The organism is Enterobacter chuandaensis (assembly GCF_003594915.1).
In the GTDB taxonomy this organism is placed as follows: Bacteria; Pseudomonadota; Gammaproteobacteria; order Enterobacterales; family Enterobacteriaceae; genus Enterobacter; species Enterobacter chuandaensis.
The window spans coordinates 81,302-104,286 of the sequence record NZ_QZCS01000007.1; the positions used below are offsets into that span (position 1 = coordinate 81,302).

Here is a 22,985-nt window from a genome sequence, read left to right on the forward strand (position 1 = left end):
ATAAACCGTGCCAATTTTTAACATATTGATTTAAAATAAAAATAAAACCAGACGGATCTGTCATCGTCACTAATGACGATGACAGATGTCGACGTCAGCGATGCGGGCCGTCAATGACGGAGTCGCGTAGGATAAGCTCGCCGGAAAAGGTTTGCTGATATTTAAACTCGCCGCCGTCGAGCATGAAGATCAGGCGGCTGATGGTCTCCTGGATCATCTCCGTTACCGGAACTCGCACGCTGGACAGCGACGGCACGATGTAGGGCGCGATCGCCACATCGTCAAAGCCTATGACGGACACTTTACCCGGCGTGGCAACACCGCTCTCATGCAGCTGCTTGATGGCGCCAATCGCCATATCGTCGTTACTCGCCACCAGCGCGGTAAACGGTTCGCCGCGGGAAAGCAACTGCGCGACCGCCGCCGCGCCGCTGGCCGGGTTCCACTTCCCTTCGGCGATAAGCGCGTCACGCACCGCAATGCCGTGCTGCGCCAGCGCATCCCTGTAACCGGAAAGACGCTCAACACCGGTAGGGGAATCCAGCGAACCGGTGATAAACGCAATCTCCCGGTGCCCTTTCGCAATCAGCTGCGACACCGCATCCTGACACGAGGCTTTATGATCGGACCAGACGCTGTGGCTGCTGTTTTTCCGCAGGCGGCGGTTAAGCACCATAATCGGCTGCTCGCATTTCTCGACAAGCGCGTCCAGCTCTTCCACGTTCAGAAAGCGCGGGTAGATAATCACCGCATCGCAGCGCATGTCGAGCAGATACTGGATCGCCTCACGCTCCTCATCGGCGCTGTGCTTGCCGTCGGCGAGGATCAGCTGCCGCCCTTTTTCTTCCGTCATCCGTGCGGCGTTAAACAGCAGTTCGCTAAAGTAGACGCCGTGATACAGGGTGTTGGTCACCACCAGTCCAAGCGTCTGGGTGCGTTTGGTCGCCAGGTTTCGCGCCAGCAAATTCGGGCGATAGCCGCTCTCTTCAATGGCCTGAAAAACCCGGTCTTTGGTCTCCTGGCTGACGTAGCCATTGCCCGACAACACCCGGGATACCGTGGCTTTTGAAACGCCTGCCCGCTTCGCCACTTCCAGCATCGTGGTCATATTATTTTTCCATCCGAAACTCATGCGGGCAGTGTACTGCACCGCAGAAAAATTGTCGCAGCGACGACATCACGCTTTCGACGCCTCATTGCGACCTTCATCACGAAATGAAAAAATGTCCAAAAAGCGATCTTGTTTCATTCAGAGAAAGTCATGATGATTATGTGGAACCGGTTTCCTACATTTCTCACAACGATAACAGGATCACATCCGATGGCCAAAAATTACGCAGCGCTGGCGAACGACGTTGTCAGCGCGCTGGGCGGCAAAGAGAACATCGTCGCCGTCACCCACTGCATGACGCGACTGCGTTTCGTTCTGAAAGACGAAAATCTTACCGACGTTGCGCGCCTGAAAAGTATCAGCGGCGTGCTTGGCGTGGTACGTAACGACAACCAGTGCCAGGTGATTATTGGCAACACCGTTTCACAGGCGTACCGCGAAGTGGTGAGCCTGCTGCCCGTTGATCTGCAGCCCCCCATGCCGGAAGGCCCGCAGAAGCTGACGTTACGCCGCATTGGCGCCGGGATCCTCGACGCGCTGATCGGCACCATGTCGCCGCTGATCCCGGCGATCATCGGCGGTTCGATGGTCAAGCTGCTGGCGATGATCCTTGAGATGACCGGCGTGCTGCCAAAAGGCGCGCCGACGCTCACCATTCTGACCGTCATTGGCGACGGGGCGTTCTTCTTCCTGCCGCTGATGGTGGCGGCCTCGGCGGCGGTGAAGTTTAAAACCAACATGTCGCTGGCGATTGCCATCGCGGGCGTGCTGGTGCACCCGAGTTTTATCGAGCTGATGGCGAAAGCCGCGCAGGGCGAGCACGTTGAGTTCGCCTTTATTCCGGTGACGGCGGTGAAATACACCTATACCGTCATCCCGGCGCTGGTGATGACCTGGTGCCTGTCGTACATCGAACGCTGGGTGGATCGCATTACCCCGGCGGTAACGAAAAACTTCCTCAAGCCGATGCTGATCGTGCTGATTGCCGCCCCGCTCGCCATCGTGCTGATTGGCCCGTTGGGGATCTGGATCGGTAGCGCCATCTCCGCGCTGGTCTACACCATTCACGGCTACCTGGGCTGGCTCTCCGTCGCCATCATGGGCGCGCTGTGGCCGCTGCTGGTGATGACCGGGATGCACCGCGTGTTTACGCCGACCATCATCCAGACCATTGCCGAAACGGGCAAAGAAGGGATGGTGATGCCGTCAGAGATCGGCGCCAACCTGTCGCTCGGCGGCTCGTCGCTGGCGGTGGCGTGGAAAACCAAAAACCCGGAGCTGCGCCAGACGGCGCTGGCGGCGGCGGCCTCGGCCATCATGGCGGGGATCTCTGAACCAGCGCTGTACGGCGTGGCGGTGCGCCTGAAACGTCCGCTGATTGCGAGCCTGATCAGCGGCTTTATCTGCGGCGCGGTGGCCGGCATGGCCGGTCTTGCCAGCCATTCGATGGCGGCGCCGGGGCTGTTTACCAGCGTGCAGTTCTTCGATCCGGCCAACCCGATGACCATCGTCTGGGTGTTTGGCGTGATGGGGCTGGCAGTCGTGCTGTCGTTTGTTCTGACCCTGCTTTTAGGGTTTGAGGATATTCCGGTCGAAGACGAAGCTGAAAAAGCGCGCGCCCTGCAGACCGCACCGGTACAGAACAACGCAGCAAAAGCATAAATTGAAAGCGAGGTAAGAATGTCTGTTTTTCCACAAGGATTTTTATGGGGCGGCGCGCTTGCCGCCAACCAGAGTGAAGGTGCTTACCGTGAAGGCGGCAAGGGACTGACCACGGTCGATATGATCCCCCACGGCGCACCTCGCCTGGCGGTGAAGGTCGGTAAGGAAAAGCGTTTTTCGCTGCGTGACGATGAGTTCTACCCGAGCCACGAGGCGATTGATTTTTACCATCGCTATAAAGAAGACATCGCCCTGATGGCGGAGATGGGCTTTACGGTGTTCCGCACCTCGATTGCCTGGAGCCGCCTCTACCCGAACGGCGACGAGCCGCTGCCGAATCAGGAAGGCATTGCCTTCTACCGGGCGGTGTTCGAGGAGTGCAAAAAGTACAACATCGAGCCGCTGGTCACGCTCTGCCACTTCGACGTGCCGATGCACCTGGTCACAGAATACGGCTCCTGGCGCAACCGTAAGATGGTCGATTTCTTCGCCCGCTACGCCCGCACCTGCTTCGAGGCGTTTAACGGGCTGGTGAAATACTGGCTGACCTTCAACGAAATCAACATCATGCTGCACAGCCCGTTCTCCGGCGCGGGGCTGGTTTTTGAGGAAGGTGAAAACGAGGATCAGGTGAAATACCAGGCCGCGCACCACGAGCTGGTGGCGAGTGCGCTGGCGACCAAAATCGCTCACGAGGTGAACCCGGAAAACCAGGTCGGCTGCATGCTGGCGGGCGGTAACTTCTACCCGTACTCCTGCAAGCCGGAAGACGTGTGGATGGCGCTGGAGAAAGATCGCGAGAACCTGTTCTTTATTGACGTGCAGGCGCGCGGCAGCTATCCGGCCTACTCCGCCCGCGTGTTCCGCGAGAAAGGCGTGGTGATTGTGAAAGATCCCGGCGACGATTTACTTTTGAAAAACACCGTCGATTTTGTCTCGTTCAGCTATTACGCCTCGCGCTGCGCGTCGGCGGACATGAATGCGGGCAACACCAGCGCGGCGAACATCGTGAAGTCCCTGCGTAACCCGCACATTCAGGTGAGCGAGTGGGGCTGGGGCATTGACCCGCTCGGCCTGCGCATCACCATGAACATGATGTACGACCGCTACCAGAAACCGCTGTTCCTGGTGGAAAACGGCCTCGGGGCGAAGGACGTTATTGATGAAAACGGCGAGATCAACGACGACTACCGCATCAGCTACCTGCGCGAGCATATCCGCGCAATGGGCGATGCGATTGAGGACGGCGTACCGCTGATGGGCTACACCACCTGGGGCTGCATTGACCTGGTGTCGGCCTCAACGGGCGAGATGAGCAAGCGCTACGGGTTTGTCTACGTTGACCGGGACGACGCTGGTAACGGCACCCTGGACCGAAAGCGCAAGAAGTCGTTCTGGTGGTATAAGAAGGTGATTGCGAGTAACGGGGGGGATCTCGAGTAGCCTGTTTTGCCGGGTGGCGGCTTCGCCTTACCCGGCCTACGGTTTTGTATGCCCGGTAAGCGCAGCGCCACCGGGCGCTGCTCAGAGCTGAGAAAACCCCCCGTCCCCAACCCACCCAGCAAGCCGTGAATACACCACGTCCACCGCCTCTTTTACCGGCGGCGTCATCGGATAATAAAACCCGACAATATCCGGTTGAATGCCCAAAAACAGCACCTCGCCCACGTCGTCTTTAATCTGATCCACCAGGTAGTTCAGAGGCATATTGTGCGTCGTCATCATAAACATCTCGGCGATGTCGTCCGGGTCAATCAGGCGGATCTCGCCGGGGTTGAGCCCCATATCGGTGGCATCGACGATTAACAGCCTCTCCGGACGCAACTCGCGAATGGCCACCACGTCGTTTTCCGGTGCGCTGCCGCCGTCAATCACCACCCAACTGCCCGGCGGGTTCGCAGCGCACATCTCTGCCAGCAGCGGGCCCGCGCCGTCATCGCCCATCATGCTGTTGCCGACACACAGTAAAACGTCAGTCACGTAATCTCCTCACCATCAGGTAGATGGCACTCTCCTGATGAATATCGTGCAGCATGCCGAGCAGCGTTGTGCTCCACGCCTGCTGCTCGGGGGTTTGCCTGCCGAGCGCCGCGTCAAAGGCGTTGGCGAGCATCGCAATGTGGTTGGCGTCGATGACGATCTCACCATACTTCGGCACGCCCTCCATCTTGCGCCGCGCCGTACTGCCCTCCTCCAGCGTGGCGATCCACGCCAGGTATTCCGGCCACGGGCAGGTTAACGCCGCCTCCAGGCAGTCGATCACCCCAAGGTGGTGCCCAATCGCCAGGCTGTAGTAAACCACCTGCTGCGCCGCATCCGGCGTGGCGTCGTTCTCATCAATAAACTTACGGCTCAGCTGGCTGAACAACACCGTTTCACTCATCGGATCCGCGCCTCATCGACGATGCTGTTCAGGTTCGCCACGATCTCATTGAGGCGCGGATCGTTCTCGGCCTCCAGCCAGCGCGCCACCTGATGGTCACCCTGGCTGAGCAGACGCAGATAATCGTCAGCGATCTGCCGACCGTAGCGATAACCCGCCAGACTGCGCGCCGTGCGGTCGACCTTCACCCGCAGCGGCTGCACCATGTCCGGGTGCAGAATGGCCGCAGGCTGGTTGTCCAGCTCGCCCGGCTCGCGGGCGTGGATTTTCTGCTCCAGCAGGCCGAGCGCCATGGCAAAGCCGTACAGCGTCGCGGCAGGCGTCGGCGGGCAGCCGGGAATGTAGACGTCCACCGGCACGATTTTGTCGGTGCCGCCCCAGACGCAGTAAAGGTCGTGGAAGATGCCGCCGCTATTGCCGCAGGCGCCGTAGGAGATACAGATTTTCGGATCCGGCGCAGACTGCCAGGCACGCAGCGCGGGCGAGCGCATGGCACGGGTGACGGCCCCGGTAAACAGCAGGATGTCCGCATGGCGCGGAGACGGCACCACTTTGATGCCGAAGCGCTCAGCGTCAAACAGCGGCGACAGGGTGGCGAAGATCTCGATCTCACAGCCGTTGCAGCCGCCGCAGTCCACGCGGTAGACGTAGGCTGAGCGTTTGATTTTTTTCATCAGCGACGCCTTCATGCTGGCGATGGATTCGTCCACCGTCATCGGCACCGGAATGCCGTTAGCGTCGCGCGGGCCCAGTAGGTTTTCCATCAGCTGGCCTCTCTCATATGGCGGGTGATATCAATACGGTCGGACGGCAGCAGGCACTTCTGACGCTTGCACTCCGGGCAGGTTTCAAAGCTTTCACGGTGATGCTCCGCGCGGGCGTCACCGTTGTGCTGCAGCAGCGCGATGGCGTAGTCGATCTCTTTCTGCACGGCGAACGGGCGGTGGCAGACGCGGCAGTTGCACAGGTCAAAGCGCGACTGCTGCAGGAAATCCTCTTTCTTCCACACCGCCAGCTCGTACTCCGGCGAAAGACGAATAGCGACCGTCGGGCAGACCTCCTCGCAGCGGCCGCAGAAGATGCAGCGCCCGAGGTTAAACTGCCAGGCCAGCTCGCCGGTTTTGAGATCCGTTTCTACCGTCAGGGCATTCGACGGACAGGCGTTGACACAGGCCGCGCAGCCGATGCACTGCTGCGGATTGTGCTCCGGCTTACCGCGAAAGTTTTTATCCACCGGGATCGGCTCCAGCGGATAGCTGCTGGTCTGCGTGCCCGTTTTGATCACTTTTTTGATAAAGGTAAACATGGCGAATCCTTATTTCAGCGGCGAGTTCTTACGCTCGATGCTGTAGCGCTCAAGCTCTTTGTACGGCACCACCTGGCTTTTCTTCTTGCGCACGTCCACCACGGTCATGCGGTCGGTGCAGGAGTAGCACGGGTCGAGGCTGCCGATGATCAGCGGCGCGTCAGAGACGGTGTTGCCGCGCAGCATGTAGCGCAGGGTTGGCCAGTTGGCGTAGGTGGCCGCGCGGCAGCGCCAGCGGTAGAGCTTCTGGTTGTCGCCGGTCATGCTCCAGTGGATGTCGTCCCCGCGCGGCGCTTCGGCAAAGCCGAGGGCAAAGCGGTTCGGGATGTAGGTGAAGCCCTCCACCATCAGCGGACCGCCCGGCAGGTTATCAAGGCCAAAGTCGATCATGTTCAGCGCGGTGAACACCTCGTTGATGCGCACCTTCAGGCGGGAGATGACGTCGCAGCCCTGCTCGCTGTGCACGGTCATCGGCAGCAGGCCGTAGCCGACGAACGGGTGATCGGCGCGGGTGTCGCGGGCGTGGCCGCTGGCGCGCACCATCGGGCCGACGTTGCTGAAGTCACGGGCAATTTCGGGATCAAGACGACCGATGCCGACGGTGCGCTGTTCGATGTTTGGCGTGCTGAGCAGCATGTCCACCAGCTCCTGCACGTCCCGGCGCATCTGCTGCGCCAGCTGGCGGGTCTGGATCATGTCGTCCTTCAGCAGGTCGCGGCGGATCCCACCGATCAGGTTCAGGCCGTAGGTTTTACGCGCTCCGGTGAGGATCTCCGCCATTTTCATCGACGCTTCGCGCACGCGGAAGAACTGCATAAACCCGGAGTCAAAGCCGACGAAGTGGCAGGCCAGGCCGAGGTTCAGCAGGTGCGAGTGCAGACGCTCCACCTCCAGCAGAATGGCGCGGATCATCTGCGCGCGCTCCGGCACCACGATCCCCATGCCATTCTCCACCGAGGTGGTATAAGCGGTGCTGTGGGCGAAGCCGCAGATGCCGCACACGCGGTCAGAGAGGAACGTCACCTCGTTGTAGCCCATGCGGGTTTCCGCCAGCTTTTCCATGCCGCGATGGACGTAGAACAGGCGGTAGTCGGCGTCGATGATGTTCTCGCCGTCGACGAACAGGCGGAAGTGCCCCGGTTCGTCAGAGGTGACGTGCAGCGGGCCGATCGGCACCACGTTGTTCTTCTTGCTGCCCAGCTCGTTGATGAATTCGTAGGTTTCGCTGTCGGTGGTCGGGGCCGGGCGCTGGCGGTAGTCCATGCTGTCTTTACGCAGCGGATAGAGTTCGTCCGGCCAGTCGTCCGGCAGCACCAGGCGTCGCTCGTCCGGCAGACCGACCGGCACCAGGCCGTACATGTCGCGCACTTCGCGCTCGCCCCAGACGGCGGCAGGCACGCGCGGCGTGACGGACGGGTATTCCGGCTTATTCGGGTCGACCTCGACGCGCACGGTGAGCCAGCATTTTTCACCCTGCTCCATCGACATCACGTAGTACACCGCGTAGTTGCCGCACAGCTGGCGCTCGTCGTTGCCGAACAGCACCGACAGCCAGCCGCCCTGCTGGTAATAGAGGAACTCCACCACTTCCGGCAGGTCATTCACCTTAATGGTGACGGTTACCTGGTCTTTGGTTTGCCAGGACTCCTCCAGCACCACGCCGGGGAAAGCCTGATGCAACGCGGCGAGATACTGCTGACCTTTCTTTTCTTCAGACATAAATACTCTCTTTAATCACGCCACCAGCAAGGAGACGAACGCTAAAAATGCAAAACCAAAACCGGCCCAGGTGATGCGCGACGTTTCGACAAAACGCAGGCGCGCCATGCTGTTTTCAAACAGGGCTATCACCAGCACGCCGACCAGCAGCTTGAGGGCGGCAATCACGACGGCCAGCACCAGACCGCCCGCGGAGAAGTGCGTCATCTGCCCCCACGGGAAGAAAACGCCGACGAACATCTGCAGCACCACCAGCTGTTTGAGGCTGATGCCCCACTTCAGCACCGCGAAGCCGTAGCCGCTGTATTCGGTAAGCGGACCTTCCTGCAGCTCCTGCTCGGCTTCCGCGAGGTCGAACGGCAGTTTGCCCATCTCAATAAAGGTGGCGAACGCGCAGGCGCAGAGCGCCAGAATCAGCGGGACAGAACGTGAAACCGGCCAGTGATAAACGGTACTGGTGATAAAGCTGATGTGGGTCGAGCCTTCCACCTGCGCGGCCACCCACAGCCCCAGCAGCAGGATCGGCTCAACCAGAACGCCGAGCATCGCCTCGCGGCTGGCACCGATGCCGGTAAACGGGCTGCCGGTGTCCAGGCCCGCAATCGCGAAGAAGAAACGCGCGATTGCGAAGAGGTAGATAAGCGTAATCAAATCGCCCAGCGCCGGCAGCGGCGAGCCCACCGTGACCATCGGCAGCGCGGTGGCGATGGTCAGCATGACGCCAACCATCACAAATGGCGTAAGGCGGAAGACCCAGCCTGAGGCGTCCGGTGCCACGCTCTGACGAGAAAGCAGCTTGAAGAGATCGCGGTACTCCTGAAGCACCCCAGGCCCGCGACGGTTGTGCATCCGGGCGCGCGCCACGCGCGTAATGCCCGACAGCAGCGGCGCGAAGGCGAACAGCACCAGCGCCTGAAGAATTGCCAGATACAGACTCATGTCAGGCTCCTCGTGAAATCACAATAACCACCAGCACCGCCAGCTCGATCAGCGCCAGACGGCGGAACAGCACGGGCGCGGCGGCGCTCTGCCAGCCTGGGACCCAATCCACCGGGTTCAGCCAGTGGCGCAGCTTCAGCACGGCAGCGAAGTTCTCCTTCACCGGCATGGCGAAACCGTGGGCGGTAATGACCATCGACTGCTCGTGTTCGTAGCCACAAGCCCACGCCGCGCCGCGCGAGCGGGAGGCGAGACGGTCGCGTTTAAAGAACAGCATCAGCACAAACGGCAGCAGCGGTGCGGCGATCAGCAGCAGCGCCATCATCGGCTGGGAAACGACGGTATGCGCCGTCGCCAGCGGCAGCGGAATGGCGTGGCCCAGCAGCGGCAGTAGCCACGGCGCGGCCACCCCGCCCGCGATGCAGCACAGCGACAGCGCCACAACGCTGGCACCCATCAGTACCGGGGCGCAGCAGGCGTTCTCCGCTTCACGGGTGCGCGGCGCGCCGAGGAAAGTGACGCCGTAGACTTTCGCCATGCACATCACCGCCAGCGCCCCGGTAATCGCCAGCCCGACCGCCAGCAGCGGGCCGAGCAAACGCGCGATAAAGACATCGTTCTGACCGAGCGCGAAGAAGGACTGATAGATCACCCACTCCCCGGCAAAGCCGTTTAATGGCGGCAGCGCGGCCATCGCCATCAGCCCCACCAGCATGGCGAGTGAAATCACCGGCATTTTTTTGCCAATCCCACCGAGTTTTTCGATATCCCGGTGGCCGGTGCGGAACCAGACGCTGCCCGCGCCGAGGAACAGAGTGCTTTTAAACAGGCTGTGGTTGACGAGATGATACAGACCGCCGATAAACCCGGCGGCAATCAGCGCCGGCTGGTTAAGCGCCAACCCGGTGACGCCCGCGCCAAGACCGAGCAGGATGATGCCGATGTTTTCCAGGGTGTGATAGGCCAGCAGGCGCTGGATGTTGTGCTCCATTAGCGCGTACAGGCCGCCAACAAACGCGGTGACCATGCCCACAATCAGCAGCACCACGCCCCACCACAGCGGCGGCTGGCCGCCGGTCAGCGTGATGGTCAGAATACCGAACAGCCCAACCTTCATGACGACGGTGGAGAACAGCGCGGCAGCCGGTGCAGAGGCATTTGCGTGCGCCTGCGGCACCCAGCCGTGCAGCGGGATAATCCCGGCCAGCAGGCCAAAACCGACTACGCCCAGCAGCCAGACATCGTTGCCCAGCGTCTGGCCGTTAAGCGCGGAAAAGTCCAGCGTGCCGAAACGTTGCCACACCAGCCAGCAGGCCAGCGCCAGCAGCAGCGTGCCAAGACGTCCAAGCGCAAACCACAGCTTGCCGGAGGCGCTGCAGCCCGTCAGGAACACGCCGCACAGCGCCATGATCTCCGCCATCACCACCAGCGCCCCGAGGTTGTTGGCGATAACGGCACAAACCGCCGTCGCCATCAGCAGATTCACCAGCAGGCCGTTGGCTTTGGTTTGCGGATGGCGGTGCCAGTCGATATTGAACAGGCTGATAAACAGCCCGCACAGACCAAAGGTCACCAACCAGATGGCGTTTAGCGGCGTAATCGCCACGGTGTGGCGAATCAGCGGCATGAGTGTTTCCACGGATTGTCCGCCGAGCAGGACGACACAGCCCGCCGCCAGCGTCATCAGGCTGCCGACCGCGCCGCCGATACCGGCTATCCAGCCGCTCAGGGTTTTATGGAAAGAGAACACCAGCACCAGCACGGCGGCAGTGGCAAAGTACGCCACGGCGCTGTTAATCATAAATATCGCGTTCATTTTTCCCCCTCGTTAAGCGCCCGCAGAAGCGAAAGATCGCCGACGTCGGTATTAATGGTCAGCTCGCGCTTGCGCCTGCTGGTGCGGGCGATATCGCGGATGTTAACCAGGATCAGCGCTTTGGTCGGACAGGTCCGCACGCAGGCCGGGCCCTGTTCGTCAAAGCTGCACAGGTCGCACTTCACCGCAACAGCGCGGATGCCGGGCACCCAGTCCAGCAGCGTACTCACCTTCGCCGGAGCGGGTGGCGCAGGCGGCGCTTTCGGGGTATTGGCGTTCGCCGGGATATGCAGCGGGCGGCTGCCGGAAAATTCAATCGCGCCGAACGGGCAGGCGATGCCGCACAGCTTGCAGCTAACGCACAGGCTTTCGTTCAGCTGGACCGCGCCATCGACGCGAGTGATGGCGTTAACCGGGCACACGCCCGCGCACGGGGCATCTTCACAGTGGTGGCAGAGCTGCGGGGCAGACTCTTTTTCATTACGCATGACGCGCAGGCGCGGCATGGACTGCAGCCCGTGCAGGCGGTGCGTTTCCGAACACGCCGCCTCACAGGTTCGACAGCCAATACAGACCGTCGAGTCAGCAATTACAAAACGGTTCACCGGGCAATCCTCTGGTGATAGTCATTTTTGACGACGAAAAACTGTCTCATCGACACTTTTCGACACGCGGTTATCAGGCAAGATTGGCGGAAGTCTTTCCCGCGACCAGCTGTTTCAGGTCGACCGGCAAGTCGTGCTCAACTGCGGTGTAAAGACCGTTGTAAACCGACGCGATTTTCTCCAGATAGTGCTCCAGCACCTGCTGGCGATCGCGGTTGCTGACGTGACCGTCCACCATGCCATCGGCCATCAGCTGAGCTTTCGCAATACACTGTTTTTCACCCTCTTTTGTCTCAACGTAATACTCAATGGTGTGGCTGTTGAAGCTCTCCGCCAGGGTGACAAAAATCGTGAAGTGCCCAAACAACACAAAGCGCATGTCCCCCTGCGCCGCGCAGCTCATGGCGTGGTGCAGACGGGCTTTTGACAGGGTGATCCCCTGAACCAGAGAGTTGCAGTAGAGGTGCCACTGGTCCTGAAGCTGCTGGTGGCGCTGCGCGATGTAATCCGCTTTTTCGCTAATTTCCCAAATAGTCATAGAAGATATCCGGTTAATGGAGATAGCGGCTGTTAAGCAGATTTCGTGCCAGTTTTTAATTGATTGATTTAAATGATTTTTATCAAGATAGTCACTGTCAACGCCACAGTGTCGACGTGTCATTTCGACAGCGTTGACACCGTCACGCCGTAACGCAAATCAAGCTGGCACCGTTATTGCATTTACTGGCGCAAATCATTGAGGAGGCGTTATGCACGAAATCACCCTCTGCCAGCGGGCTCTGGAACTTATCGAACAGCAGGCAGTGCAAAACCACGCGAAGCGCGTTACCGGCGTCTGGCTGAAGGTCGGGGCGTTTTCCTGCGTCGAGACCAGCGCCCTCACCTTCTGCTTTGAGCTGGTGTGCCGCGGTACGCTGGCGGAAGGCTGCGCATTGCATATCGACGAGCAGCAGGCGGAGTGCTGGTGCGAGCAGTGCCAGCAGTACGTCACCCTGCTGTCATCAAAAGTTCAGCGCTGCCCACAGTGCCAGAGCACGGGTCTTCGCATCGTGGCGGATGACGGTATGCAGATCCAACGCCTCGAAATCGAGAAGGAGTAATGTATGTGTAGCACCTGCGGTTGCGCCGAAGGCAACCTGTATATAGAAGGGGACGAACACCGTCCCCACTCCGCGTTTCGCTCCGCGCCGTTTTCCCCTGCCCCGCGTCCTGCGGCGGCCCTGACCGGCATCACCTTTACGCCGCAACGCTCCGAAGCAGGCGACCTGCACTACGGCCACGGCGAGGCGGGCACCCACGCGCCGGGCATGAGCCAGCGCCAGATGCTGGAGGTGGAGATCGACGTGCTGGATAAAAATAACCAGCTCGCCGCCCGCAACCGCGCCCGCTTTGCCGCGCGCGAACAGCTGGTGCTGAATCTGGTCTCCAGCCCCGGCTCCGGCAAAACCACGTTGCTAACGGAAACCCTCAAGCACCTGAACGAACGCGTCTCCTGCGCCGTTATCGAAGGCGATCAGCAAACCGTTAACGACGCGGCGCGCATCCGCGAAACCGGTACGCCCGCTATCCAGGTCAACACCGGTAAGGGCTGCCACCTGGACGCGCAGATGATTGCCGACGCCGCCCCGCGCCTGCCGCTGGCGGATAACGGCATCCTGTTTATTGAAAACGTCGGTAACCTGGTGTGTCCGGCCAGCTTTGACCTCGGCGAACGGCACAAGGTGGCGGTGCTTTCGGTCACCGAAGGGGAGGACAAGCCGCTGAAGTACCCGCACATGTTCGCTGCCGCCTCCCTCATGCTGCTGAACAAAGTCGACCTGCTGCCGTACCTGAACTTTGACGTGGATAAGTGCCTTGCGTATGCCCGAGAGGTGAACCCGGACATTGAGATCCTGCTGGTTTCCGCCACGCGCGGCGACGGCATGGACGCCTGGCTGGACTGGCTGGAGAGCGAACGATGTGCATAGGCGTACCCGGACAAATCCACTCCATCGACGGCAATCAGGCCAAAGTGGAGGTTTGCGGCATCCTGCGCGATGTCGACCTGACGCTGGTGGGCAGCAGCGATGAAACGGGTGCCTCGCGAGTCGGCCAGTGGGTGCTGGTTCACGTGGGGTTTGCGATGAGCGTGATTAACGAAGCGGAAGCCCGCGACACGCTCGACGCCCTGCAAAACATGTTTGACGTGGAGCCGGACGTGGGCGCGCTCCTGTACGGCGAGGAGCGATAGCACATGCGTTACGTTGATGAATACCGCGCGCCGGAACAGGTGATGCAGCTTATCGGGCATCTGAAAACGCGCGCCGCGCTTCTGGACTACTCGAGAGAAAAACCGCTGCGGATCATGGAGGTGTGCGGCGGACACACGCACGCCATCTTCAAGTTTGGCCTCGACCAGCTGCTGCCGGAGAACATCGAGTTTATCCACGGCCCCGGCTGCCCGGTGTGCGTCCTGCCGATGGGCCGCATCGACAGCTGCCTTGAAATTGCCGGCCAGCCCGACGTCATTTTCTGCACCTTTGGCGACGCGATGCGCGTGCCGGGGAAGAGCGGCTCGCTGCTGCAGGCGAAGGCGCGCGGCGCGGACGTGCGGATCGTCTACTCGCCGATGGATGCCCTGACGCTGGCGATGAATAATCCTGAGCGCAAGATCGTCTTTTTCGGGCTGGGTTTTGAAACCACCATGCCCGCCACCGCCATCACCCTGCAGCAGGCGAAAGCGCGCGGCGTCGATAACTTTTTCTTTTTCTGTCAGCACATCACGCTTATCCCCACGCTGCGCAGCCTGCTGGAAGCGCCGGATAACGGCATCGACGCGTTTCTGGCACCGGGCCACGTCAGTATGGTGATTGGCACAGACGCCTACGGTTTTATCCCTGAACAGTACAATCGTCCGTTAGTAGTGGCTGGTTTCGAACCGCTTGATCTACTGCAAGGCGTGGCCATGCTGGTTGAGCAGAAAATAGCGGCCCTGAGCGCGGTGGAAAACCAGTACCGCCGCGTGGTGCCGGATGCGGGAAATGAACGAGCGCAGCAGGCAATCGCCGACGTGTTTAGCGTTGAGGGTGATAGCGAATGGCGCGGCCTGGGGCTGATTGCTGAATCCGGCGTGCGGCTGAGGCCTGCGTATCGCGCCTTTGACGCCGAAGCGCATTTTCGCCCGCAGCCCCAGCAGGTGTGTGACGACCCCCGCGCCCGCTGTGGCGACGTGCTCACCGGCAAATGCAAACCTCATCACTGCCCGTTATTTGGCAACACCTGTAACCCGCAAACCGCGTTTGGCGCGCTGATGGTCTCCTCTGAAGGGGCATGCGCCGCGTGGTATCAGTATCGCAACCAGGAGTGTGAAGCATGAACACGGTGGAAATGGCGCACGGAAGCGGTGGACAGGCGATGCAGCAGCTGATTAACCGGCTGTTCATGGAGGCCTTTAATAACCCCTGGCTCGCCGAGCAGGAGGATCAGGCGCGTATTGACCTCGCGACCCTGACCGCCCACGGCGACAGGCTGGCCTTCTCCACCGACAGCTATGTAATTGACCCGCTGTTCTTCCCCGGCGGTGATATCGGCAAGCTCGCCGTCTGCGGCACGGCCAACGACGTGGCGGTCAGCGGTGCCGTTCCGCGCTACCTCTCCTGCGGGTTTATCCTCGAAGAGGGATTACCGATGGAGACGCTCACGACGGTGGTCAACAGCATGGCGCACACCGCGCGCGAGGCGGGTATCGCTATCGTTACCGGGGACACCAAAGTGGTCCAGCGCGGTGCGGCAGATAAGCTCTTCATCAACACCGCCGGTATGGGGGCGATCCCTGCCGACATTCGCTGGGGTGCGCAGCAGCTTACTGTGGGCGACGTGCTGATTGTCAGCGGCACGCTGGGCTGCCACGGGGCAACCATCCTGAACCTGCGCGAAGGCCTGGGGCTGGACGGCGAGCTTCGCAGCGACTGTGCGGTACTCACTCCGCTTATCCAGACGCTGCGCGACATGCCGGGCATCAAAGCCCTGCGCGACGCCACGCGGGGCGGCGTGAATGCCGTCGTGCACGAGTTCGCGGCAAGCTGCGGCTGCGGGATTGAGCTGACCGAGCGCGGCCTGCCCGTTAAGCCTGCCGTGCGCGGGCTGTGCGAACTCTTAGGGCTTGACCCGCTTAACTTTGCCAACGAGGGTAAGCTGGTGATCGGCGTGGAACGCGCGGTGGCGGAAGCCGTTCTTGAACAGCTAAGAGCGCATCCCTTAGGGAAAGACGCGGCCATCATCGGCGACGTGGTTGAGCGCAAAGGGGTGCGCCTGGCCGGGCTTTACGGCGTGAAGCGCACGCTGGATCTGCCGCACGCTGAACCGTTACCCCGAATTTGCTAGAACCGCGCCATAAGCGGTCAGCGCTGAACGTCTCTTTTTTGCCAGTTTCTATTGGAAAGCAATAATGCCGTATACACCGATGAGCGATCTTGGACAGCAGGGCCTGTTTGACATCACGCGAACACTTTTACAGCAGCCCGATCTCGGCGCGCTGAGCGATGCCCTGACCCGGCTGGTCAGGCAATCTGCCCTGGCGGACAGCGCCGCGATAGTGCTCTGGCATAGCGGAACGCACCGGGCGAGCTACTACTCAACGCGTGATAATGGCAAAGCGTTTGAGTATGAAGACGAAACCTACCTCGCGCACGGTCCGGTGCGCCGCATACTCTCCCGGCCTGAAGTGCTTCACTGCAATTTTGAAGAGTTCCGGATGGCGTGGCCGCGGCTTGCCCAGAGCAATCTCTATCAGCCTTTTGGGCATTACTGCATGCTGCCGCTGGCGGCAGAGGGCCAGATTTTTGGCGGCTGCGAGTTCATCCGCAACACCGACCAGCCCTGGAGCGAGGCGGAGTACGAACGCCTGCACACCTTTACCCAGATTGTGGCCGTCGTCGCGGAGCAGATCCAAAGCCGCGTTACCAATAACGTCGATTACGACCTGCTGAGCCGCGAGCGCGACAACTTCCGCATTCTGGTCGCCATCACCAACGCTGTGCTATCAAGGCTCGACATGGATGAGCTGGTCAGCGAAGTCTCGAAAGAGATCCACCACTATTTCAAAATCGACGCCATCAGCATTGCGCTGCGCGGGCATCGCAAGGGCAAGCTGAACATCTACTCCACCCACTACCTTGATGAGGCCAACCCGGCGCACGAGCAGAGCGAGGTGGATGAAGCGGGCACCCTCTCTGAACGGGTATTCAAAAGCAAAGAGATCCTGCTGCTGAACCTCAGCGAACAGGATCCGGTCGCGCCGTACGAACGGATGCTGTTCAACACCTGGGGCAACAAAATTCAGACCCTGTGCCTGCTGCCGCTGATGTCCGGCAACACCATGCTGGGCGTGCTGAAGCTGGCGCAGTGTGAAGAAGGCGTGTTCACCACCGCCAACCTGAAGCTGCTGCGCCAGATCGCCGAGCGCATCTCGATTGCGCTGGATAACGCCCTCGCCTACCAGGAGATCCACCGCCTGAAGGAGCGGCTGGTGGACGAAAACCTCGCCCTGACCGAGCAGCTCAACAACGTAGACAGCGAGTTTGGCGAAATCATCGGACGTAGCGACGCCATGTACAGCGTGCTCAAGCAAGTCGAGATGGTAGCGCAAAGCGACAGCACGGTGCTGATCCTCGGCGAAACAGGCACCGGCAAGGAGCTGATCGCCCGGGCGATCCACAACCTGAGCAATCGCAACAGCCGCCGGATGGTGAAGATGAACTGCGCGGCGATGCCTGCGGGGCTGCTGGAAAGCGACCTGTTCGGCCACGAGCGCGGCGCGTTTACCGGGGCCAGCAGCCAGCGTCTGGGGCGTTTCGAACTGGCAGATAAAAGCTCGCTTTTCCTCGACGAGGTAGGCGATATGCCGCTGGAGCTACAGCCTAAGCTACTGCGCGTATTGCAGGAGCAGGAGTTTGAGCGCCTCGGCAGCAACAAGCTTATCCAGACCGACGTGCGTCTGATTGCCGCCACCAACCGCGACCTGAAAAAAATGGTCGCCGACCGCGAGTTTCGCAGCGATCTCTACTATCGCCTGAACGTCTTCCCGATCTGCCTGCCGCCGCTGCGCGAGCGCCCGGAAGATATCCCCCTGCTGGTGAAAGCCTTTACCGCCAAGATCGCGCGCCGGATGGGGCGGAACATCGACAGCATTCCCGCCGAGACGCTGCGCACCCTCTCGTCAATGGAGTGGCCGGGCAACGTGCGCGAGCTGGAAAACGTCATTGAGCGCGCGGTGTTGCTGACGCGCGGGAACGTGCTGCAGCTTTCCCTGCCTGAAATCTCCCTGCCGGAACATCCCACCGTTACGGCAGAAGTGGCGCAGGAAGGCGAAGATGAATATCAGCTCATTATGCGCGTACTGAAAGAGACTAACGGCGTGGTCGCCGGACCGAAGGGCGCAGCTCAGCGGCTGGGGCTGAAACGCACGACCCTGCTCTCCCGCATGAAGCGCCTGGGAATCGATAAAGAGAGCCTGCTTTAACCCGCCATTCCGGCGCCGCTTATGGCGCCGCCTTTCGTCACCCTGCGTAATTGTCCCTCATTGACACAAAATCGTTTCCTCTGTATAAAATTCCGCCTTAATAATGCGTTTCATTTGCATCAAAAATAATTTTAATGAAGGGTAGCGTTTAATGAAAAAGGTTCTCTGCGCGTTAGGCCTGGCGGTTGCTTCGATGAGTTCAGCTCTGGCTACCACGTACCCACTCACCATAGAAAACTGTGGGTATAAAGAGACCTTCACCAAAGCGCCGGAACGCGTCGTGGCCCTGGGTCAGAATACCGTAGAGATCCTGCTTCTGCTGGGTCTGGAAGATAAGGTCAAAGCCAGCGCCTTCTGGCCGACCAAAGTGCTGCCGCAGCTGGCTGAGCAAAACGCCAAAATCAAAACGCTGACCGTCGAAATTCCGACTCTTGAATCCATCCTTGCGCAAAACCCCGATTTTGTTCCTGCCCAGCTGCCGCTGCTGCTCGGGCCGGAAAGTAAGGTCGCAAAACGTGAAGATCTTGCCACAGTGGGGGTGAACAGCTATTTATCACCGGGCATGTGCGCTACCAAAAAGGCCGCAGGCGATATGTACGGCAGCCGCCAGACGCTGTGGGATATGACGTACCTTTATAAAGAGATTGAAGATTTCGCGAAGATTTTCAACGTTGAAGCGCGCGGCCAGGCCGTTATCGCGGATTTCAAAAAACGCGAGGCCGACCTGCGTCAGGAATTTGGTAAAAACAAAAAAGATCTCTCGTTTGTTTTCTGGTTCTCAAGCGCCTCGCCTTCGGCGGATGCCTATGTCGGCGGGAAAAACAGCGCCTCCGGTTTTATTGCTAACGTGCTGGGCGGCCATAACGCCATTACCGCTGAGTCTGAATGGCCGACCGTCGGCTGGGAAAGCATTATCGCCGCGAACCCGGATGTGATTGTCGTCTCCAGTCTGGACCGCAACCGCTGGGCGCTGGATAACGCAGAAGAGAAAATCAAATTCCTGAAAAGCGATCCTGCCGTGAGCCAGCTTGATGCCGTCAAAAAAGGCCATATCGTGGTGATGGACGGCCAGGCCATGAACCCGACGATTCGCACGATTTACGGCGCTGAGCAGGTGGGCGAACAGCTCAGAAAACTGGGGCTGAACTGATGACAGCAGCCGTACTTCAGGCCCGACAGGGCCTGTTTCTGACCACGTCTGCTCTGCTTGCCGTCGTCCTGCTGTTTTTAGTGATTGCTCTCGGCGTCAGCGTCGGTGAGCTGTCGATTCCGCTGTCCAGTGTCTTTTACGCTATTGGCAATAAGCTGGGGCTGACCGACGTTCCGCTCAACCGCATCTATGAGAGCGTGATCTGGGACTTTCGCCTGAGCCGCGCGCTGGTGGCGGCCTGCTGTGGGGCCGGTTTAGCCATCTGCGGCGCCGTGCTGCAAAGCCTGCTGAAGAATGCGCTGGCGGAACCCTACGTGCTCGGCGTATCGGCGGGTGCCTCAACCGGGGCGGTGTCGGTCGTCGTACTGGGGATTGGCACTGGCGCGGTGTCGCTTTCTGCGGGCGCATTTGCCGGGGCGTTTGCCGCCTTTGCGTTTGTCGCCTTCCTGACGAACGGCGCGCGCGGCGGCAATGAACGCACCATTCTGGCGGGCGTTGCCGCCTCACAGCTTTTCAACGCCATTACCGCCTATACCATCAGCACCTCCGCCAGCGCGCAGCAGGCGCGCGACGTGATGTTCTGGCTGCTGGGCAGCTTCAGCGGCGTACGCTGGCCGGAATTCCAGCTGGCGCTGGTGGTCGTGCTGGCGGGCCTTGCCGTCTGTCTTTACTATTCCCGGGCGCTGGACGCCTTTACCTTTGGTGATGACGCCGCCGCCTCGTTAGGCATTGCCGTGCCCTGGGTGCGCCTTGCCTTGTTCACCACCACTGCACTGATTACCGCGACCATCGTCAGCATGGCGGGCTCAATCGGTTTTGTAGGGCTGGTGGTGCCGCACGTCATGCGCTTCCTGTTCGGGCCGCTGCACCGCACGCTGCTGATTGCCAGCGCGCTGGCGAGCGCGATCCTGATGGTGCTGGCTGATATCGCCTCGCGCATGCTGATTGCCCCGCAGAGCCTGCCCGTCGGCGTCGTCACCGCGCTGGTGGGCGTGCCGTTCTTTGCCGTGATTATCTACCGCTCAAGGAATAAGTGATGAGCATCTGTGCTGAGAATATTACCTGGACGGTAGGCAAAAAGGTCATCGTCAATAACGTCTCGCTGAAGGTTTCACGCGGCGAAACGGTAGGACTGCTCGGCCCTAACGGCTGCGGCAAATCGTCGCTTTTGCGCATACTGGCTGGTCTGCGTCGCCCGGACAGCGGCAGCGTGACCCTGGACGGGCAGGACATTTCCCGCATCGCCAAAGCAGCTGGCGCGCCGGGTGGCGTTCGTTGAGCAGCACGGGATGACCGACGCCAACATGCGCGTGCGCGACGTGGTGAAGCTCGGGCGCATTCCGCACCACTCCCCTTTTTCGAACTGGAGCGCGCAGGATGATGACACCGTCACCGCGGCTCTGCAGCGTGTCGATATGCTGGACCGCAGCGAGCAGGGCTGGCTGAGCCTGTCCGGCGGCGAGCGTCAGCGGGTGCATATCGCCCGCGCGCTGGCGCAAACGCCAACCGAAATCCTGCTGGATGAACCGACCAACCACCTGGACATCCATCATCAGATGCAGCTGATGCAGCTCATCAGCGAGCTGCCGGTGACCAGCATCGTCGCTATCCACGATCTTAACCACGCCTCGATGTTCTGCGACTCGCTGATCGTGATGCAGAAAGGGCAAATTGTGGCGACGGGAACGCCGCAGGACATCTTATCCGAAGAGCTGCTCTGGGACGTATTCCGGGTCAAAACCAAAATTGAGATCTCGCCGTTCCATGGTAAAAAACATATCCATTTCATGGTGTAGGGGCGAATAAACCGTATGCCTTTGCGCCCCGCCACCGCGCTCTGGCCGCCCGTTTTACTGGGTAGCCAGTTTGTTTTTAACATTGGGTTTTACGCCGTCGTTCCCTTCCTGGCGATATTTCTGCGCGACGACATGCTGCTCTCCGGCGGGCTCATCGGGCTGATCCTGGGCCTTCGCACGTTCTCCCAGCAGGGGATGTTTATCGTTGGCGGTGCGCTTTCGGACCGGTTTGGCGCGAAAGTCATTATCCTCAGCGGCTGTATAGTTCGTGTTTCAGGCTATCTGCTGCTGGCCTTCGGAGGAACGCTGTGGCCGATTATTCTGGGCGCGTGTCTGACGGGCGTCGGCGGCGCGTTATTTTCTCCCTCTATTGAGGCATTGCTGGCAAAAGCGGGTACGCACAGCGAGGCAAAAGGGAAACGAAGCCGGGCGGAGTGGTTTGCGCTCTTTGCCGTCTGCGGGGAGCTCGGCGCGGTACTGGGCCCGGTTGTGGGCGCCCTGCTAACGGGGCTTGGCTTCCGCCAGGTGGCGCTGGCGGGGGCAAGCGTCTTTGTCATTGCGTTGGTGGTGCTCTATTTCTGTCTTCCTGCTGCTGCCCACCGTTCACAGACGCTAAAAATAGCGCCCTGGTGGACGACGTTTCGTCAGCCGCGCTTTGTCGCCTTTATCATTGCCTACAGTTCATGGCTGTTAAGCTATAACCAGCTCTATCTGGCGCTGCCGGTGGAGATACAGCGCTCCGGCGGTAACGAGAGAGATCTCGGCCCGCTTTTTATGCTCGCCTCCGTTCTGATCATCTCGTTACAGCTGCCGCTGGCGCGCTTTGCCCGACGCGTGGGCGCGGTGAGGATCCTGCCGGTGGGCTTTTTGCTCCTCTCTGCCGCCTTCGCGAGCGTGGCGATGTTTGCGGCAACGCAACCGCCTGAGGGCTGGCTGCGGCTTCTGCCCTCGGTCTGTTTTGTGACGCTGCTGACGCTGGGACAGATGCTGCTGGTGCCCTCGGCAAAAGATCTCATTCCACGGTTCGCCGAGGAATCAACGCTGGGGGCGCACTACGGCGCGCTCTCTACCGCCGGAGGCATCGCGGTCCTGGCCGGAAATTTGTTGTTTGGTAGCCTGCTGGATCGCGCACTGGTGCCTTCAACGCAGGCGATTTACCCCTGGCTGCTGCTGGCCCTCTTCCCGCTCTGCAGCGCACTGGCCCTGAATGTGATTTGCCGCCCGCTACGAAGCTGAACGGTTCACTTTTTCGGGCGGTATTTTTCCGGTAATTCCGGCACCGGACGACGGTCATCAATCAGATGGCGGATGGTCAAAATGGGGTGGCGCCATAACATACGCGGGCCTGCCCAGCGCATCACCTGCTTCATCTCTTCACGTCTGGCGGGTTGATAGCAGTGCACCGGGCACTGCTTACAGGCGGGCTTTTCCTCACCAAAAACGCACTTATCCAGGCGTTTATGAGCATAAGCCTTCAGCGCCTGATAATGCCCCTCATCCTGAGCAGCCTGCGGACATTGTTTCTCGTACAACGCGATCATCTTCGCGATGGTCTCTTTTTCTCGTGATATGCGTTTACCGGTCATGGCGACTTACCGAATAATAAGATGCATAAACAATACACCTTTCAACATTGAATTTCAGTTGTTGCATTTCGTTTCCTGAAGCCTGATTCCAGTATTAACCCTGCGCCTCATAAAAATCACTGGTATTTTATACAGGCATCAGAAATGACCGTTGTCCGTATAGTCTGGAGACCCTATGAAAGAAAGCGCGATCGGCAAACCCTACCGCCATTTAAAAGTGGGATATTTCAGAAAGCGTCACGAGGATCGAAAAACGAAGATACCAAAGCGGTACAGCGTGCATGCGGCGCTGAGCTTAAAAGGAGACTGGCTTGAAAAAGCGGGCTTTACCACCAACTCCCAGGTCAGAGTGGGCGTGGAGCATGGAAAAATCGTCATTGAGTTAATGTCGGAAGGCGCCTCGTAAAGCCGCG

23 protein-coding genes and 1 pseudogene are annotated in these 22,985 nt (G+C 60.1%); 13 read left to right on the forward strand and 11 right to left on the reverse strand.

Annotation, left to right across the window (positions count from 1 at the left end; all coding sequences use genetic code 11):
• Positions 1-94 precede the first annotated feature (94 nt).
• Positions 95-1,108 carry a LacI family DNA-binding transcriptional regulator gene (locus D5066_RS13110; protein ID WP_119916198.1) on the reverse strand — a complete coding sequence of 338 codons (1,014 nt, stop codon included), beginning with the start codon at positions 1,106-1,108 and terminating at the stop codon, positions 95-97.
• Between the two features lie 213 nt (positions 1,109-1,321).
• Here D5066_RS13110 and ascF point away from each other — a divergent pair, with 213 nt between their 5' ends.
• Complete coding sequence (gene ascF / locus D5066_RS13115) at positions 1,322-2,773, forward strand: PTS cellobiose/arbutin/salicin transporter subunit IIBC (RefSeq protein WP_119916199.1); 1,452 nt, start codon at positions 1,322-1,324, stop codon at positions 2,771-2,773.
• 18 nt (positions 2,774-2,791) lie between these two features.
• Positions 2,792-4,216: a 6-phospho-beta-glucosidase gene (locus D5066_RS13120; RefSeq protein ID WP_119916200.1), complete on the forward strand. Its 1,425-nt coding sequence runs from the start codon at positions 2,792-2,794 to the stop codon at positions 4,214-4,216.
• Between the two features lie 81 nt (positions 4,217-4,297).
• Here the strand turns inward: D5066_RS13120 and hycI are convergent, their stop codons facing one another.
• The 9 genes from hycI to hycA all read right to left on the reverse strand — a co-directional run bounded on the left by hycI (position 4,298) and on the right by hycA (position 12,079).
• A complete protein-coding gene (gene hycI, locus D5066_RS13125; protein ID WP_119916201.1) occupies positions 4,298-4,753 on the reverse strand; it encodes a hydrogenase maturation peptidase HycI in 456 nt (151 codons plus the stop codon).
• A complete protein-coding gene (locus D5066_RS13130) occupies positions 4,746-5,156 on the reverse strand; it encodes a formate hydrogenlyase maturation HycH family protein (RefSeq protein ID WP_119916202.1) in 411 nt (136 codons plus the stop codon). Before D5066_RS13130 ends, hycI begins: the two co-directional genes overlap by 8 nt.
• Positions 5,153-5,920, reverse strand: coding sequence for an NADH-quinone oxidoreductase subunit B family protein (locus D5066_RS13135; protein ID WP_119916203.1), 768 nt, complete (start codon positions 5,918-5,920; stop codon positions 5,153-5,155). The genes D5066_RS13130 and D5066_RS13135 overlap by 4 nt, the downstream gene beginning before the upstream one ends.
• The gene (locus D5066_RS13140) at positions 5,920-6,462 is read right to left on the reverse strand and encodes a formate hydrogenlyase complex iron-sulfur subunit (RefSeq protein ID WP_119916204.1); all 543 of its coding nucleotides are present in this window, start codon (positions 6,460-6,462) and stop codon (positions 5,920-5,922) included. Before D5066_RS13140 ends, D5066_RS13135 begins: the two co-directional genes overlap by 1 nt.
• Positions 6,463-6,471: 9 nt before the next feature.
• Positions 6,472-8,181: a formate hydrogenlyase subunit HycE gene (gene hycE, locus D5066_RS13145; protein WP_119916205.1), complete on the reverse strand. Its 1,710-nt coding sequence runs from the start codon at positions 8,179-8,181 to the stop codon at positions 6,472-6,474.
• 15 nt (positions 8,182-8,196) lie between these two features.
• Complete coding sequence (locus D5066_RS13150) at positions 8,197-9,120, reverse strand: respiratory chain complex I subunit 1 family protein (protein ID WP_119916206.1); 924 nt, start codon at positions 9,118-9,120, stop codon at positions 8,197-8,199.
• 1 nt (position 9,121) lies between these two features.
• The gene (gene hycC, locus D5066_RS13155; protein ID WP_119916207.1) at positions 9,122-10,936 is read right to left on the reverse strand and encodes a formate hydrogenlyase subunit 3; all 1,815 of its coding nucleotides are present in this window, start codon (positions 10,934-10,936) and stop codon (positions 9,122-9,124) included.
• Positions 10,933-11,541, reverse strand: a complete 609-nt coding sequence (locus D5066_RS13160; RefSeq protein WP_080330162.1) for a 4Fe-4S dicluster domain-containing protein — start codon at positions 11,539-11,541, stop codon at positions 10,933-10,935. Before D5066_RS13160 ends, hycC begins: the two co-directional genes overlap by 4 nt.
• Before the next feature lie 73 nt (positions 11,542-11,614).
• Entirely contained in the window at positions 11,615-12,079 is a 465-nt protein-coding gene (gene hycA, locus D5066_RS13170; protein ID WP_119916208.1) for a formate hydrogenlyase regulator HycA, read from the reverse strand.
• 211 nt (positions 12,080-12,290) lie between these two features.
• Here hycA and hypA point away from each other — a divergent pair, with 211 nt between their 5' ends.
• The 10 genes and pseudogenes from hypA to D5066_RS13220 all read left to right on the forward strand — a co-directional run bounded on the left by hypA (position 12,291) and on the right by D5066_RS13220 (position 22,222).
• Complete coding sequence (hypA, locus tag D5066_RS13175; protein ID WP_080330160.1) at positions 12,291-12,641, forward strand: hydrogenase maturation nickel metallochaperone HypA; 351 nt, start codon at positions 12,291-12,293, stop codon at positions 12,639-12,641.
• A 3-nt stretch (positions 12,642-12,644) separates the two neighbouring features.
• Positions 12,645-13,508 carry a hydrogenase nickel incorporation protein HypB gene (gene hypB, locus D5066_RS13180; RefSeq protein WP_119916209.1) on the forward strand — a complete coding sequence of 288 codons (864 nt, stop codon included), beginning with the start codon at positions 12,645-12,647 and terminating at the stop codon, positions 13,506-13,508.
• Positions 13,499-13,771, forward strand: a complete 273-nt coding sequence (locus tag D5066_RS13185) for a HypC/HybG/HupF family hydrogenase formation chaperone (protein ID WP_119916210.1) — start codon at positions 13,499-13,501, stop codon at positions 13,769-13,771. The genes hypB and D5066_RS13185 overlap by 10 nt, the downstream gene beginning before the upstream one ends.
• 3 nt (positions 13,772-13,774) lie before the next feature.
• Complete coding sequence (gene hypD, locus D5066_RS13190; RefSeq protein WP_119916211.1) at positions 13,775-14,896, forward strand: hydrogenase formation protein HypD; 1,122 nt, start codon at positions 13,775-13,777, stop codon at positions 14,894-14,896.
• Positions 14,893-15,903: a hydrogenase expression/formation protein HypE gene (hypE, locus tag D5066_RS13195; RefSeq protein WP_119916212.1), complete on the forward strand. Its 1,011-nt coding sequence runs from the start codon at positions 14,893-14,895 to the stop codon at positions 15,901-15,903. Before hypD ends, hypE begins: the two co-directional genes overlap by 4 nt.
• A gap of 64 nt (positions 15,904-15,967) precedes the next feature.
• Positions 15,968-18,040, forward strand: coding sequence for a formate hydrogenlyase transcriptional activator FlhA (flhA, locus tag D5066_RS13200; RefSeq protein ID WP_119916213.1), 2,073 nt, complete (start codon positions 15,968-15,970; stop codon positions 18,038-18,040).
• Positions 18,041-18,191: 151 nt separating this feature from the next.
• Entirely contained in the window at positions 18,192-19,190 is a 999-nt protein-coding gene (eitA, locus tag D5066_RS13205; RefSeq protein WP_080330155.1) for a siderophore ABC transporter substrate-binding protein EitA, read from the forward strand.
• Positions 19,190-20,227, forward strand: coding sequence for a FecCD family ABC transporter permease (locus D5066_RS13210; protein WP_119916214.1), 1,038 nt, complete (start codon positions 19,190-19,192; stop codon positions 20,225-20,227). Before eitA ends, D5066_RS13210 begins: the two co-directional genes overlap by 1 nt.
• Positions 20,227-20,986, forward strand: a pseudogene (gene eitC, locus D5066_RS13215) (siderophore ABC transporter ATP-binding protein EitC). The gene D5066_RS13210 and the pseudogene eitC overlap by 1 nt, the downstream one beginning before the upstream one ends.
• A 15-nt stretch (positions 20,987-21,001) precedes the next feature.
• Entirely contained in the window at positions 21,002-22,222 is a 1,221-nt protein-coding gene (locus D5066_RS13220; protein ID WP_119916215.1) for an MDR family MFS transporter, read from the forward strand.
• A 5-nt stretch (positions 22,223-22,227) separates the two neighbouring features.
• Here D5066_RS13220 and D5066_RS13225 read toward each other — a convergent pair whose 3' ends face one another.
• Entirely contained in the window at positions 22,228-22,572 is a 345-nt protein-coding gene (locus D5066_RS13225) for a nitrous oxide-stimulated promoter family protein (protein WP_119916216.1), read from the reverse strand.
• 175 nt (positions 22,573-22,747) lie between these two features.
• Between D5066_RS13225 and D5066_RS13230 the strand changes: the two genes are divergently transcribed.
• Positions 22,748-22,978, forward strand: coding sequence for a SymE family type I addiction module toxin (locus D5066_RS13230; protein ID WP_080330150.1), 231 nt, complete (start codon positions 22,748-22,750; stop codon positions 22,976-22,978).
• Positions 22,979-22,985 lie beyond the last annotated feature (7 nt).

Bases quoted from the DNA above. Each gene is read 5' to 3' on its own strand.
- D5066_RS13110 (WP_119916198.1), bottom strand. From the start codon at position 1,108: ATGACCACGATGCTGGAAGTGGCGAAGCGGGCAGGCGTTTCAAAAGCC.
- ascF (WP_119916199.1), top strand. From the start codon at position 1,322: ATGGCCAAAAATTACGCAGCGCTGGCGAACGACGTTGTCAGCGCGCTG.
- D5066_RS13120 (WP_119916200.1), top strand. From the start codon at position 2,792: ATGTCTGTTTTTCCACAAGGATTTTTATGGGGCGGCGCGCTTGCCGCC.
- D5066_RS13130 (WP_119916202.1), bottom strand. From the start codon at position 5,156: ATGAGTGAAACGGTGTTGTTCAGCCAGCTGAGCCGTAAGTTTATTGAT.
- D5066_RS13135 (WP_119916203.1), bottom strand. From the start codon at position 5,920: ATGGAAAACCTACTGGGCCCGCGCGACGCTAACGGCATTCCGGTGCCG.
- D5066_RS13140 (WP_119916204.1), bottom strand. From the start codon at position 6,462: ATGTTTACCTTTATCAAAAAAGTGATCAAAACGGGCACGCAGACCAGC.
- hycE (WP_119916205.1), bottom strand. From the start codon at position 8,181: ATGTCTGAAGAAAAGAAAGGTCAGCAGTATCTCGCCGCGTTGCATCAG.
- D5066_RS13150 (WP_119916206.1), bottom strand. From the start codon at position 9,120: ATGAGTCTGTATCTGGCAATTCTTCAGGCGCTGGTGCTGTTCGCCTTC.
- hycC (WP_119916207.1), bottom strand. From the start codon at position 10,936: ATGAACGCGATATTTATGATTAACAGCGCCGTGGCGTACTTTGCCACT.
- hycA (WP_119916208.1), bottom strand. From the start codon at position 12,079: ATGACTATTTGGGAAATTAGCGAAAAAGCGGATTACATCGCGCAGCGC.
- hypA (WP_080330160.1), top strand. From the start codon at position 12,291: ATGCACGAAATCACCCTCTGCCAGCGGGCTCTGGAACTTATCGAACAG.
- hypB (WP_119916209.1), top strand. From the start codon at position 12,645: ATGTGTAGCACCTGCGGTTGCGCCGAAGGCAACCTGTATATAGAAGGG.
- D5066_RS13185 (WP_119916210.1), top strand. From the start codon at position 13,499: ATGTGCATAGGCGTACCCGGACAAATCCACTCCATCGACGGCAATCAG.
- hypD (WP_119916211.1), top strand. From the start codon at position 13,775: ATGCGTTACGTTGATGAATACCGCGCGCCGGAACAGGTGATGCAGCTT.
- hypE (WP_119916212.1), top strand. From the start codon at position 14,893: ATGAACACGGTGGAAATGGCGCACGGAAGCGGTGGACAGGCGATGCAG.
- flhA (WP_119916213.1), top strand. From the start codon at position 15,968: ATGCCGTATACACCGATGAGCGATCTTGGACAGCAGGGCCTGTTTGAC.
- eitA (WP_080330155.1), top strand. From the start codon at position 18,192: ATGAAAAAGGTTCTCTGCGCGTTAGGCCTGGCGGTTGCTTCGATGAGT.
- D5066_RS13210 (WP_119916214.1), top strand. From the start codon at position 19,190: ATGACAGCAGCCGTACTTCAGGCCCGACAGGGCCTGTTTCTGACCACG.
- D5066_RS13220 (WP_119916215.1), top strand. From the start codon at position 21,002: ATGCCTTTGCGCCCCGCCACCGCGCTCTGGCCGCCCGTTTTACTGGGT.
- D5066_RS13225 (WP_119916216.1), bottom strand. From the start codon at position 22,572: ATGACCGGTAAACGCATATCACGAGAAAAAGAGACCATCGCGAAGATG.
- D5066_RS13230 (WP_080330150.1), top strand. From the start codon at position 22,748: ATGAAAGAAAGCGCGATCGGCAAACCCTACCGCCATTTAAAAGTGGGA.